This is a genomic window from Vibrio sp. SCSIO 43140 (assembly GCF_023716585.1).
GTDB classification, from domain to species: Bacteria; Pseudomonadota; Gammaproteobacteria; order Enterobacterales; family Vibrionaceae; genus Vibrio; species Vibrio maritimus_B.
Map to the genome: position 1 here is coordinate 3793433 of NZ_CP071850.1, position 13213 is coordinate 3806645.

At 47.0% G+C, this 13213-nt stretch carries 16 protein-coding genes; 8 read left to right on the forward strand and 8 right to left on the reverse strand.

Going from position 1 to position 13213, the window contains the following annotated elements:
• Positions 1-62 precede the first annotated feature (62 nt).
• Positions 63-1319, reverse strand: a complete 1257-nt coding sequence (ftsY, locus tag J4N45_RS18025; protein ID WP_252012915.1) for a signal recognition particle-docking protein FtsY — start codon at positions 1317-1319, stop codon at positions 63-65.
• A gap of 204 nt (positions 1320-1523) precedes the next feature.
• On the opposite strand from ftsY, the gene rsmD reads away from it, so the two are divergent.
• Both rsmD and J4N45_RS18035 read left to right on the forward strand, forming a co-directional pair.
• The gene (gene rsmD / locus J4N45_RS18030) at positions 1524-2126 is read left to right on the forward strand and encodes a 16S rRNA (guanine(966)-N(2))-methyltransferase RsmD (protein WP_252012916.1); all 603 of its coding nucleotides are present in this window, start codon (positions 1524-1526) and stop codon (positions 2124-2126) included.
• Entirely contained in the window at positions 2123-2440 is a 318-nt protein-coding gene (locus J4N45_RS18035; RefSeq protein ID WP_234494948.1) for a DUF1145 domain-containing protein, read from the forward strand. Before rsmD ends, J4N45_RS18035 begins: the two co-directional genes overlap by 4 nt.
• 60 nt (positions 2441-2500) lie before the next feature.
• On the opposite strand, the gene J4N45_RS18040 is transcribed toward J4N45_RS18035, so the two are convergent.
• The 4 genes from J4N45_RS18040 to J4N45_RS18055 form a co-directional block, all read right to left on the reverse strand.
• Positions 2501-3085: a YhgN family NAAT transporter gene (locus J4N45_RS18040; protein ID WP_128649876.1), complete on the reverse strand. Its 585-nt coding sequence runs from the start codon at positions 3083-3085 to the stop codon at positions 2501-2503.
• Positions 3086-3141: 56 nt separating this feature from the next.
• The gene (locus J4N45_RS18045; RefSeq protein WP_042478773.1) at positions 3142-3378 is read right to left on the reverse strand and encodes a YecH family metal-binding protein; all 237 of its coding nucleotides are present in this window, start codon (positions 3376-3378) and stop codon (positions 3142-3144) included.
• Positions 3379-3462: 84 nt separating this feature from the next.
• A complete protein-coding gene (locus J4N45_RS18050) occupies positions 3463-4101 on the reverse strand; it encodes a lysoplasmalogenase family protein (RefSeq protein WP_252012917.1) in 639 nt (212 codons plus the stop codon).
• Between the two features lie 902 nt (positions 4102-5003).
• Entirely contained in the window at positions 5004-5375 is a 372-nt protein-coding gene (locus J4N45_RS18055) for a hypothetical protein (RefSeq protein ID WP_042478771.1), read from the reverse strand.
• A 260-nt stretch (positions 5376-5635) separates the two neighbouring features.
• Here J4N45_RS18055 and J4N45_RS18060 point away from each other — a divergent pair, with 260 nt between their 5' ends.
• Positions 5636-5956: a DUF2500 domain-containing protein gene (locus tag J4N45_RS18060; protein ID WP_252012918.1), complete on the forward strand. Its 321-nt coding sequence runs from the start codon at positions 5636-5638 to the stop codon at positions 5954-5956.
• A 70-nt stretch (positions 5957-6026) separates the two neighbouring features.
• Complete coding sequence (locus tag J4N45_RS18065; RefSeq protein ID WP_252012919.1) at positions 6027-7052, forward strand: amidohydrolase family protein; 1026 nt, start codon at positions 6027-6029, stop codon at positions 7050-7052.
• Here J4N45_RS18065 and J4N45_RS18070 read toward each other — a convergent pair.
• The gene (locus J4N45_RS18070; protein WP_252014717.1) at positions 7049-8275 is read right to left on the reverse strand and encodes an EAL and HDOD domain-containing protein; all 1227 of its coding nucleotides are present in this window, start codon (positions 8273-8275) and stop codon (positions 7049-7051) included. The genes J4N45_RS18065 and J4N45_RS18070 overlap by 4 nt on opposite strands.
• Before the next feature lie 15 nt (positions 8276-8290).
• A complete protein-coding gene (rhtB, locus tag J4N45_RS18075; RefSeq protein WP_234494944.1) occupies positions 8291-8908 on the reverse strand; it encodes a homoserine/homoserine lactone efflux protein in 618 nt (205 codons plus the stop codon).
• A gap of 127 nt (positions 8909-9035) precedes the next feature.
• Here rhtB and J4N45_RS18080 point away from each other — a divergent pair, with 127 nt between their 5' ends.
• Together J4N45_RS18080 and J4N45_RS18085 are read left to right on the forward strand one after the other, a co-directional pair.
• Entirely contained in the window at positions 9036-10022 is a 987-nt protein-coding gene (locus J4N45_RS18080; protein ID WP_252012920.1) for an alpha/beta fold hydrolase, read from the forward strand.
• Between the two features lie 138 nt (positions 10023-10160).
• Positions 10161-10982: a Cof-type HAD-IIB family hydrolase gene (locus tag J4N45_RS18085; protein ID WP_042478765.1), complete on the forward strand. Its 822-nt coding sequence runs from the start codon at positions 10161-10163 to the stop codon at positions 10980-10982.
• 105 nt (positions 10983-11087) lie between these two features.
• On the opposite strand, the gene J4N45_RS18090 is transcribed toward J4N45_RS18085, so the two are convergent.
• A complete protein-coding gene (locus J4N45_RS18090) occupies positions 11088-11546 on the reverse strand; it encodes an EVE domain-containing protein (protein ID WP_252012921.1) in 459 nt (152 codons plus the stop codon).
• A gap of 43 nt (positions 11547-11589) precedes the next feature.
• Here J4N45_RS18090 and J4N45_RS18095 point away from each other — a divergent pair, with 43 nt between their 5' ends.
• Both J4N45_RS18095 and J4N45_RS18100 read left to right on the forward strand, forming a co-directional pair.
• Entirely contained in the window at positions 11590-12618 is a 1029-nt protein-coding gene (locus J4N45_RS18095; RefSeq protein ID WP_252012922.1) for a COG3650 family protein, read from the forward strand.
• Positions 12619-12626: 8 nt separating this feature from the next.
• A complete protein-coding gene (locus tag J4N45_RS18100; RefSeq protein ID WP_252012923.1) occupies positions 12627-13211 on the forward strand; it encodes a tRNA-uridine aminocarboxypropyltransferase in 585 nt (194 codons plus the stop codon).
• The last annotated feature ends 2 nt before the right edge of the window (positions 13212-13213 follow it).

Genomic DNA, 13213 nt, shown 5'->3' on the forward strand with positions numbered 1-13213 from the left:
CGAATCATTCCTCTGATTTGGATGTCTTAGGTCAGAAAGGGGATGCCATGCATCCCCTTAATTTATTCTTCTCGACTAAACAGTGCGTCGATAAATTCTTTGGTCTCAAACGGCCTTAAATCATCAATGCCTTCACCAACACCAATATAGCGGATTGGGATTTGGAACTGATCCGCCAGCGCAAAAATCACCCCGCCTTTTGCGGTACCATCAAGCTTAGTTAACGTAATACCTGTCAGCGGTGCTACATCACTAAACAGCTTAGCTTGGCTAATCGCGTTTTGGCCGGTACCGGCATCAAGCGTCAGCATGATTTCGTGTGGTGCAGAATCATCAATCTTCTTCATTACACGCACAATCTTGCGCAGCTCTTCCATCAGGTTCGCTTTATTCTGCAGACGACCCGCGGTATCCGCGATAACGACGTCCACACCACGCGCTTTCGCCGCTTCAATAGCGTCGTAAATCACCGATGCGCTGTCCGCTCCAGTATGCTGAGCAATCACTGGGACATCGTTACGCTCTCCCCAAACCTGCAACTGCTCAACCGCCGCTGCACGGAAGGTATCGCCCGCCGCTAGCATGACTTTCTTGCCTTCCGCTTGGAACTGCTTAGCAAGCTTACCAATCGTCGTGGTTTTACCCACACCGTTCACACCCACCATTAGGATAACGAACGGAGTCTTAGTGGTATCGACTTCTAATGGCTTTTCAACATGACTAAGGATGTCAGCCATCTCATCTTTAAGAAGACCATACAGCGCTTCGCCATCTTTTAAATCGGCACGAGACGCTTTTTCTGTAAGATTATCAATAATTTTTACTGTGGTGTTCATGCCCACGTCAGCAATGAGTAGCTGCTCTTCTAGCTCTTCAAACAGCTCGTCATCGATCTCTTTGCCTTTAAACAGACCAAAGAAACCAGCACCGATATTGGCTTTGGTACGGCTCAGACTGCGTTTCAAGCGCGCAAAAAAGCTCTCTGTTGGTTTTTCTTGCTCCTGAACTCGAGCAACAACTGGGGCTTCTGCTTCTGCTTCTGCTTCTGCTTCTGCTTCTGCTTTTTCAGTATCTTCGGTTTCGTCAGCCGCAACGACTACTTGCTCTGCGGGCTCAGTAGCGGTTGGTTCTGCGTCGTCTTGTTGTTCAACACTCGCTTCAACCTGTTCAGCTTGTTGCTGCTCAGCATCAGTCGATGCTTCTGCTTCTAGCGGTTCGGATTGAGTCTCCGCGGCAGTGTCTTGCTGTTTTTGCTCTGTTTGATCTTCGTCGCCAAAGCCGAGCCAAGAGAGAAGTCCGCGTTTTTTCTTTTCTGTCATCTGAAACTATCCTGAATACTGTCTTTTCAAATGTCTTAAATTCGTCGTAGCCTAGACGTTATAGGTTAACGTCTGGCGGTGCAAAAAATATTTGTGACAAAGCAGTGAAAACTTTTCTCAGAGATTGGTACACTTCGTCACTTATTAATTTAAGCTCGTTAATGAGCCCGTTATAGTATCACTTTATTGGCGGTCAAAAAATCTATGGTTAGACGTCGCAAGCAAACTCCATCACAAAAACCATCGTCTCAGATGGGTAGCGTTCGCATCATTAGCGGACTTTGGCGTGGTCGCAAGCTCCCTGTACATGATGCGGAGGGTTTAAGACCAACGACAGACCGCGTTAAAGAGACGGTATTTAACTGGCTGGCACAAGATGTTCCCCATACCAAAGTACTGGACCTGTTTGCGGGCTCTGGCGGTTTAGGGTTTGAAGCCGCATCAAGGCAAGCCGACCATGTCACTATGATTGAGCTTAATGACAAAGCCTATAAGCAGATCGTTAGTAACATTGCGCTGGTCAAAGCGGACAATATCAAAGCTCATCATGGCGACGCGCTCAGCTTTTTATCACAAGCTGGCGAGCCACAAGACTTAGTCTTCATCGATCCTCCGTTTAGAAAGGGATTACTGCCGGATGTCATCGACCGTTTAGAGAATAATGGTTGGCTTGCAGACAATGCGTTAATCTATATAGAAACGGAGAAAGAACTGCAACTTGACGCCATTCCAGAGCACTGGGACTTACTAAAAGAAAAGACGGCGGGTCAGGTTAGCTACCGATTATTTGAGAGGGAATCACAATGAAAGCGCTACTCATGCTAGCAAAAATCGCCTTCGGGTTTGTTTGGTTTGTCTTAATACTGAATATCTTCCATCCATTTCCAGGCAAAGGTGCCATCGCTCTCTATATCATGACCGCGTTCTTGTTCTTGATGCACGGCGTTCAAATGGCAATCTTTCTTGGTGCCTTTGGCGACAAGTTGAAACTGGGCACATGGGAGAAATACTCGATACTTGCGTTTGGTATTTTTGCCCTGCTGGATATCCGTCAAAAACACATGATGGGGCCTGCTCCAGAGCCAGAAGACCAAACTGCTGAAAACAGCGATAAAAAGTAATGTTTAGAAAAAGAGCCGCAATAGCGGCTCTTTTCTTTTTTGAGCCGTCACCTGAGGTATTTAACCTAGGTAACTCTTCACCCCATTCAGGAACATCTGGGTTGAAATCATAACCAGCAACAAGCCCATCAATCGCTCGACGGCCTTAAGACCTCTCTCACCCAGCATTTTATGGAAGAAGTTATAGAACATGAGAATAAAGAAGGTCGCCCCCCAAGCAATCAAAACCGCAGCAGACAGCTCAACCAAGCTGTCCGGGTTTTGAGTCGAAAGCAATAAAACCGATGCGATGACAGAGGGACCCGCAATCATTGGGATCGCCATAGGTACAATAAAGGGCTCTTCCCCCGCGGCTAAACCCGTCACACTGCCAGCCTGTGGGAAAATCATGCGTATCGCTATGATAAATAGGATAATACCGCCGGATATACTTAGTGTCTCTGGCTCAACGTGTAAGAAGCTTAGTATGCCTTTGCCTGCAAAAAGGAACAGAAGCAGAATGAGCAAAGCAAAGCACAATTCACGGACCAATACCTTTCTACGTCGCTCTGGGTCGAGGTGTTTAAGTATCGAGAGTATGATGGGAAGGTTGCCGAGCGGGTCCATGATAAGGAATAACATGGTCGCCGCTGAAAGAATATCCATGGATTACAGCCTGCTATCTAAGAATTTGCAGTGGAGTATAGCAGGCTAATTCTTAATTAGTGAGAACAGACTCGCTCGATGTTTAGCGTCCACAGACCCTCATTCTCAATCACTTTCTGCTTTTCGATAAAGAACGCTAGCAAAGCCTCAAGATCAAAGCCTTCTCGGCTACATGTACGGAAAGTAGCATCCGCGCCAAACTGATCAAGAACGGTTTGCTCTAACTGCTCACGGCTCATTGGTTGCTCACGCAGCAGGTTAAGAACTTTGTGGGCATGGATAGATGTTGTCATGAAGATTACCTCACTAAATAGCGTGCTACTATGCTAGCCAATCTTAGCGTGGCGCATCATGATCTGACGCAAGCCAAAGCGACGCTATATCATTTGAGTTGAGCTCGACAGCGCCGAAGCCACAATAAGGCTATGCGCAAGGTAGTAGCTTCCCGACACAGCATAACTGGCGCGTTTGGATTGGAAATGGTACTTATCCAGTGCTAGCAACAATGCAGACAGTGCAAGACACGCCGCCCCCGCAAACCCAATCATAGCCTCAAACGAACGGGTAATTAGCCACGCCTCGCCTGCGGCACACATAAGATGAACCAGTGATAAACCCATCAAGGCAACGGGCATAAGGAATGAATCGAGCCTAGGTAATAGTAATAAGAAGGTGACGATAGCAATGCAGAACAGCAATGCAGGCAGCCAAAGCACAAACTCACTGTTCACTTGCCCCCACATAGCCCAGCTATAAGCGAGTTGCGCCGCTATATATCCAAAAAAACTAAGTTTGGTAAAACGTCGCCACTGCACCACCCCGTCGCTGATAGTAAATAGCGCTAACCCTACCAATATCCACATTTGGTAAGGCTCGAACATGCCCGTCTTGATGAGTATGACTGCCAAAAGAATGTGTGTTAGTCCACTAAACACCACCATTCGGGCTTTGTCGCCTTTCTCACCAGCAAAAATAAACAGCAAACACGATAGGGCTACAGCTAGCCAACTCCACATACACACACCTAATTCTTATTTTCGGACCCAGTGTAAGAAGCTGATGGTGACTGTCCAGTGGCAAGGTTCAAAAGTTGGACTTGTCTTAAACTAAAAAAGTTTGCCTTTGACAGGCCAAGATTCAGTGTGAGTACGTCCCTTTTGTCACTCAAACATAAGAATTACAAAGCAAACGTTTTCCTTTCTTTGCTATGACGTAAGTGACTTTTTTCTAAGATGGATCATTAACGCTAACGTAAACCAACATTCCCAACTCAGAAGCCTTAACTCAAGCAACTGTTTTATAAGAATTAAAACCTAATACACTCTGACGGAGCTTGTCCGTTAACTTTCTAATAACTTAATAAAAGTTACGGTTTTCCTATCACCTCATAAGAAAATCAGCCCTACTTTCTCATCTATCAATACAGCGCCCTCTTATTTAGACACCAAAAACAATGCTTAACTAGACATTCACCTCAGGCTGACACCAAGCCCCCAAAACAAACACCAGATATAACGAGCACTATGTAATCACAAATTTATTCTTAAATAACATGCACTTAATTTAAATCTGCGTCACAAAATGACGTGCGGACAAAATTAACCCAGATTAAATACACTGTTTCTTTGTGGCATAAAGATCATATTTAGGGTGGAAAACTTATAAAAATGGAGTTTTTTTGACAATATCCTTGCCTAAAAGCCAAAACAGGTGCTATTCTTATATCCAACGACAGAATTAATAATAGGAGCAGTGTTATGATTTCATCTTCTCAGAAGCAAGGTCTAGTGATGATAGCCGTAGTGGTAGGGCTAATGACACTGCCGATGCTTTACTAATAGCGATGAGTAGACTTTAATCTACAAGATCAAAAAAGGGACGCTTAATGCGTCCCTTTTGCTATTAGAGGTAAACAGTCTCATTTAGAGATGATGTGTAGCACCTTCTCCCAGTGCACGTAGTAGAAGCCCATTGCAAGCAAGGTGATCAGTGCCATCAACCACATGGCGGTGCGCCAAATAAAGCGACTGCTTCTAGGCGTTAACTCTTGTTCACACTCATCACAGGCACGAAGAAATCCTGATTTGTCATCCAACTCAAAATCTTCTTCATGAACGATCTTGTTGCGAATCGTCGCGATGTATCTCAATTTGCTAATCACATCATGCGGTAGTCGTTCTTCACAGCTAGTCACAAGTTGATGTAAGCCCTTACCATCGGCGCGATATTGCTGCCTAAGCAACTTCTCTAAGCGCCTCGTTCGTAAAACAACACGTTCAATATCAGACATATGCATCCCTCCAACCACCAGCGAACTGTGAAAAAAAGGTGTGCTGGCTAATGTCCAAAACTTTGGTTCACTCCATTGTTAACCATCTGTATTAAGAATTCGACAATTGTAAGGTAAATTCAAGTAAAGATTTAAACCTAATTCAGCCCGCTTTTGTGTGATATGAGCCTAAAAATCTTGGCTAAACCAACGATGACAGCTTATTTTCTGCTGGTTTTGTGCGATCTTAGTTCCAGCGTACTGAAATGAATGGGGTTTGTATGCCTATCTCTCTGATTATTGCTGTCATTGTACTGATCGTTATTGCTGGCTATCTTTTTGTTTTCATTCAAAGAAAACACACACTTGGTATTGATGCACCAGAGCGAAAAGCCTCTGTCACCATTCTTGATAAGCAGGTTGTTGCCACCGAAGACCCGACACAAGAAGACGAATACTGGATCTACATTCAAAAAGGCGCGTTTGGCCCCAAAAGAGAGTTCCAGATTGGGGTCCACTACTATCATCACCTCAATCCTGGCGATAAAGGCGTACTGACTTATCAGGGTGATAAGTTCCTACATTTTGCGCTAAATCGTTAAATCCCATAGATTTACGTCGCTTATCAGTCGTGGTAGCGTAACGCTTAGCTCAATCACATGGATGTTAATCATGAGTTTCTATTCTAACGTGAAACTAAAAGCCGTTTTCACGTGTATCGCGCTGCTTACCTCTGGCTGTAGCTCTGCTTATCAGGGTCGAGTCAATGATGCAGAAATACACCTGGTCGACTATTTCCAACGTGGTGACGGTGCACAGGCGCTGATTGATAATATGGATGCATTGAGTATCGACCACTCATACGTCATGGGGTTGCCTGTGATGAAAAAGTGGGATGCGAGCGCACCTAAGGCACCGCGCTTTGTATATGGTGATGACACCCCGGTCTACTATTATTCATTTACCGATGAGCTCATTGCGCGCGAGGTAGAATCACTACCGAAGCCAAGCCAAGCTAGGCTGCACCCGTTTCTTAGTGGGTTTAACACCACAGACATGAATGCCGCCGAGCACATCGAACGCGAGCTAACATTTCGTCCTGGGTTTTGGAAAGGTATTGGGGAGGTGATCACTCGTCATGACCATCTAACCGCACTCACCGCCGATGAGAAACCTAGAGCAAACCACCCAGCACTTGCCAAAGTCTATGACTTAGCCGCTAAGCACGACCTTCCCGTACTGCTGCACACCAATATCACCTCACAGCGCGAGGATAACCCGCTTTATCTACAAGAGCTTGAAGAGGCACTCAGTAACCACCCCGACACCCGCTTTCTCTGGGCTCATGCGGGTACCACGACCACACTCACTCGAACCATCAAGATGCGATTCCTCTATCAAACCGTGGCCGACCTTTTAAGTGAGCATGACAACCTGTACATCTTGGCGTCTTGGAGTCTCATTGAGGTCATCGCGCCCCAAGGTCGAGTCGACAGCCGTTGGCTATCATTGATTGAGGCGTATCCAGAGCGGTTTATGATCGGTAGTGATGTCGTGGGTCAGTTTCAGTATCAGCAAGGAGCGCTCGCGGTATGGGACCCGGTACTGTCTGCACTGCCTAAACATGTCGCCAACAAAATGGCGTATCAAAACATGCTGACCGTCTTACCGAAAAGCACCCCGTCAGGCGATAACTAACTTAACGCCTGAACCTTCTGACTCCAGCGCTGGGCATCGGCCAGCGCTGAGAACACTTGATTTTGTGATACCCCAAGTTGAGCTCGATGCTTCTCAAGCCCTTGCCAGTCGGCGGATTCGAAACACTCTCCCATCGACAGCAATCGTCCATACGGACCTTGCCTCTCTAGCAGCGCACGTTTGATCTCTTCGCATAGTGGCAGTTGAGTAATCAATTGGTCTAGGGAGAGATCCATCAAAGCATCCAGAATCGAGAATAAGCCGATCATAAATGCCTGATCTTTGTAATCTCTAAACGGCGGGTATTTGGTCATCAATCGGCAAAATTGAGCACGTTGCAATGAGAGCTCGTAGAGTGCTTTGGGCTTACTGCTCGAAATGAACGACGCAACGGTCAGCGACACAAACAGTTTGAGTTTCTCTTGCCCTAGATACACCAAAGCTTGTCTAAATGAGGAGATTTCAGACTCGAGGCGTGGATTCATGGTATTGACAAACTGGAGCAGCTTATAAGAGAGCGTAACGTCTTTAGCAACGATCTGCTCAATCTTGTCAAAGTCCACTTCAGGCATACACACCTGCTGAAACAGCTCCATCGCCACCAGCTGCTCAGCACTGATATAAACCTGCTTTTCCATGACGGGCTTGCTAAAGAAAAAGCCTTGAAAGAACTTAAACCCAGCTTGCTTGGTCAAGAGGAACTCTTGCTCTGTCTCAACACGCTCAGCAAGGTAATGCCTTGGACTGCCCTTGGCTTTTTGACGCTGAACAAACTCACATGCCTGCTCGACGCCCATCGACATGATGTCTAGCTTAACGATCTGTACAAACGGTAAGAAGCGCTCCCACGCGTCGGTATAGACGAAGTCATCAAGGGCAATGATGTAGCCACTACGCGCTAACTCTTTGACTGCATCATATAGCTCATCGTTTGGTTCACAGGTTTCAAGGATCTCAATCACCACACTCTCTTTGGGTAATATGAGTGGCAGCCTGCGAATCAAGCTCTGCTGAGGGAAATTGATAAAGCAACGCGAACTAGAGAGCGCTGGGTTGATACCCAATGATAAGAAGTTTTCTGCGATCAACCGGTAGGTGGCGCGATTCGCTTCTACGTGAGCCGGAAAGGCGTTCCGTTCTCCGTCACGGAACAGCAACTCGTAACCCAAGGTGTGCCGACGGGCATTAAATATGGGCTGACGAGCTACGTAGGTGGCGTACATATCCAAAACGCGGCCTTACGATTTCGCGGCGGCAAGCAAAGCGCCACATCCTACAAACATAGAGCCAAACAACTTATTAATACGCCCCATAACACGATCAGAGCGAATATAACGCCCCATCTGTGAAGCCAGCGACGTATAACCGAGCATAACGATAGAGTCTATCGTTACTGTCGTGATACCGAGAATCATGAGCTGCTGAACTTGGTCGCCAGCAGGGTCGATAAATTGAGGAAACAGTGCGACGAGGAAGACGATCGACTTAGGATTGGTCAGATTAATCAACACAGCACTGCGCAGCAGTTGACCTGCGGTACGGCTTTCATGTTCAGAGCTAGCCTTTACGGATGAGGTATCACGCCACTTTTGAATACCAAGCCAAATTAGGTAAACCACACCTACCCACTTGATAATGCTAAACGCCAGTGCTGATTTTGCTACTAAAGCACCGATTCCGGCCCCCACCAGCATAATGTGGATTGCCAAACCAATTTGCAGTCCAGCAATGGCAGCTAGAGATTTACGTGTTCCGTAACTTAGACCGTTACTGATCGAGTTAACGGTACCCGAACCCGGCGCCAAGCTAAATACGATCGCTGTAACCACATAAGCGAACCAAACATGATAATCCATTGTAATTCCTCACCACTGGTTTACTCTTAACTGAATAAGACGTTCCGTGGAATGATAACCCTGTAAACTGACACAAAAGTGTCTAAAAAACAGCGCATTATACATAAAAATTGAAGCAGGCCCATGTATGCACACGATAAATGCTACTGACATCTCTTATACTCAAGAGCCAGAGTTTGAGCAAGTAATAAACACTCACATTGCTCAATTATGGGAGAATCGACAGGAAGGGAAGCTAAAAGCAAAGGATGGTACCCAATTATACTGGTGCAAATTAACGCACGAGAATCATCAAAAAGCCCTCATCGTGGTCAATGGACGTATTGAATCTGCATGGAAATACCAAGAGCTGTTCTACGACTTCTTCCAACAAGGTTACGACATCTATTCGTTTGACCACAGAGGCCAAGGCCTATCAAGCCACCTGGCCCCCAACCCTGAGATGGGCCACGTCCATGAGTTCGATGACTACCTCGATGACATGGACCTTGTATTAAAGAGTTTTGACTTAAGCCGCTATCAGCAGCGCCATGTCCTTGCTCACTCTATGGGCGGAAATATTGCGACTCGCTATATTCAAACTCGTCCTGCTCACAACTTCGATAAGATTGCGCTCAGTGCGCCTATGTACGGCGTCAATGTGCCATGGTATTTAAAGCCAATCGCTCCATTTGTGGCGCAGATTATGACAGCCATCTACCCGGTGCCAACCTATGCCCCTGGGTATCAAGGCTATGTGGCCAAGCCCTTTGAGATCAACCCGCTCTCCTCAAGCGAGGTCCGCTACCACTGGTTTAGAGACCTGTACGAAAGGATGCCGGAGTTAAAGATTGGCGGACCAAGCACTCGGTGGGTATGGCAAGGCTTAATGGCTGCCAAGCAGTGTATCCAGCAAACTAGGCAGGTAAAGATACCGCTACTTCTGGTGCAAGCTGGCGCAGACCAGATTGTGAGTAACCAAGATCAGCAGCGCTTTGTTAGCAAGCTCTCACGTACCAATCAACACGCCAAGATGGTGACGGTCGAGGGCGCAAAACATGAAGTTTTGTTTGAAAAAGATGCCTACCGAAATCAAGCACTCGATGCCGTAAGCCATTTCTTTTCAAAGCAATAACACGTAACAAAGAAGGTAAATGAGGAAATATTTCTGTCACCCATTTACCCTCTTTTTCTGGTTTAATATCCCCTACAATATCCCTATTAGGTTGCCCCTTTGGCGACTCCCCTCCACGTTCGACACGAAGAGAAAGTTATGACCCTTAATCGAGATTCCATCAACATTGTCGCTTCTGATTTAGACGGCACCTTACTGGCTCCAGACCACCTACTGAGTGCTAACACCAAGCAAACGTTAAAGGAACTGCACGCTAAGGGTTACACTTTCATTTTCGCAACCGGTCGTCACCATGTGGACGTCGCAGGCATTCGTCAATCTGTGGGTATTCCTGCCTATATGATTACGTCGAACGGCGCGAGAGTTCATGACCAGCAGGATGAACTGCTATACAGCCAGAACGTTCCTGAAGACCTAGTACAACCGATCGTTGATGTGCTCAACACCGACAGTGAGCTGTTTGTTCACATGTACCAAGACGATACATGGCTGCTTAACCAAGAAGATGAGTATCTGCGTAAGTTCCACACCGAAACAGGATTTAGCTATCACCTATTTGACGCCAACAATGCGCCAACAGATGGTATCGCCAAGATCTTCATTACCCATCCAAAGCAAGACCACGAACACTTAGTAGAATTTGAGGATGCATTGAGAGCTAAGTTTGGTGACGCTCTGAATATCGCCTTCTCGACGCCTTGGTGCCTAGAAGTGATGGCGAAAGAAGTCTCTAAAGGTGATGCGCTAAAAGCGGTCGCCGAGAAGCTTGGCTTAGGTCTTGAGAACTGCATCGCCTTTGGTGATGGCATGAACGATGTTGAAATGCTGACGATGGCAGGACACGGTTATGTGATGGAAAACGCTCACGACAAAGTGAAAAAAGCCCTACCAAACAACACCGTTATTGGCAGCAACGCCGACGATGCTGTCGCTGAATTTTTGAAAAAGCATCTGCTGTAAGCCGAATATCAACAATCAAACTCCCATGCTCACCCCTATATAGCGCATATCCTAGCTATTGGGCGTGGGAGTTTTGTTTTATGTCGTTGGTGGCCAGTCGCTTGTTTAGCGCGCCACTCGACCCAAAATCGCAGACCATTCGCTCTCTGACACTGGCATGACCGACAAGCGATTACCACGCTTCACTAGCAGCATGTTTTCCAGTTCAGGCATGGTTTTGAGCACACTTAACGGCAACACACGCTTAAACTTTTCAACATATTCAATGTCTACCATTAACCAACGTGGGTTATCGGGTTCAGCTTTGGCATCGTAATAGTCACTATTGATATCAAACTGGAAATGATCGGGATACGCCTCTCTAGTAATACGAGCGATACCGGCAACCCCTATGGTTTTGCACGATGAGTGATAGATCAGCACTAAGTCGCCAAGCTTCATCTCATCTCGAATCATGTTTCGTGCTTGATAATTGCGGATCCCTTCCCAGCATGAGCTCCCTTTGACACGCAGAGTGTCGATGGAAAACTCATCGGGTTCTGTTTTAAATAGCCAATATGCCATAATGGTTTAGATACCTGTGATCGTTCTAAATAAGGAAAATTTAATGACAATGTCGCGCCTACCGCTCGCGGTTGTTCCGCTCATATTGCTTCAAGCATGTTCGTCTTTCAATACAGAGACGCCGCCAAGCGCGCCTCCAGTACCTTCTGCGGAGCTATCACGTCCAGAAACTATCACACCACAAACTTATGTCATGCGCGGCCAAGCTGTCATTGGACACGAGACCCGCACCATTCAGCCGTGTGGTAGTCAACATCAGTATTGGCTAGATTTGCCTAAAGAGGTTCGTCCTGAGGCAGAAAAGCTCACTCGTGAGCCTTATCAGCCAATATATGCGGAAGTGGTTGGCTATCTAGAGCCGCCGAGCCATCGTGGGTTTGATTCTGATTACACTGGCCGCTTTGTGGTGAAACACGTTAACCTGCTAACCGCCGAAAACCCCAAGCGCTGCGATCAACCGCTGCGACCAACACAGGTACTTGGCAATGAACCTTTCTGGTCTCTCAAGTTTGACAGCGCCAAGCAAGCGAGCTTTGCGATAATGGGCGAAGATAAACAGTCGCTCACACTCAAAGATCGTAAAGTGACTCAGACCACCCGCCGCTATGAGTTTGATGATGCGAACCTTCAGATGAGTAGCAAGCTTTGTAATGACACCATGAGCGACTCTATTTATGGCTGGACAGGTGTGCTGACCATGAACGGTCAGACTCGACAAGGCTGTGCCACGCTTTCGAACTCGGATACGACACTAAACTGGGCTGGCAGTTATGTGGCACAATCCACAGAGACCGCGGGCTTTACCATCTCGATGACGCTGCTTCCTGACCACACCGCTATCACTCGCTACGAGTATCCAGATGACTCTCCAGCAACCGAAGAGCGTGGCTTTTGGCAACAACTGAACAATCAGCAAGTCCAGGTCATCATGACGCGCCACCAGCAGCAGTATTTAGTGTCACAACGCATTTTCACCCTAGACGGCAATAAGCTGGTCGCTAAGCAAGAGAAGGTGGGCGATATCGTCTACCCAATCGCGAACGGTGGTTTAGTGCTTTATAAGGGCGAATAGAACCAACTATGAGCCAGAAGTGTCCACGCTGTGGTTTTATCCACAACTGCTACTGTGAGGCGATCCCAACGATCGCCTCTGATCTTTGTTTTACCCTACTCACTCACCCTAACGAGCCGCCACGCGCCACCAATACTGGCAAGCTTATCGATAAATTATTTGATGACTGCACAATTACTGAGTGGCAACGCAAGTCGCCGTGCGAACGCTGCTTGCCTGACACTAGCCCTCATAGTCCAGTACTGGTATTTCCGTGTGAAGAAAGTGTGCCGCTTGCTAAATGGCACCAGAAACAGCAAGGTGCGAAAAGTAATTTCATTGTGCTTGATGGGACGTGGCAAGAAGCCCAAAAGATGCTTAACCGCAGCGCTTGGCTGCAATCGCTGCCCAAAGTACACCTTGATAGCGCCGAGCTATCGCAATACCAATTAAGAAGAAACCAAGAGCCGGGCAATCTCTGCACCTTTGAAGTGTGCGCCGAGATTACTAGAGAGATCGGGAGTGAACATGACGCCAATGCCATGCTCACTTTCTTTGAAGACTACTTGCTGCGCTTTCAGGCAGAGCGCAGCGGACATGCGTTAACACGCTAGCC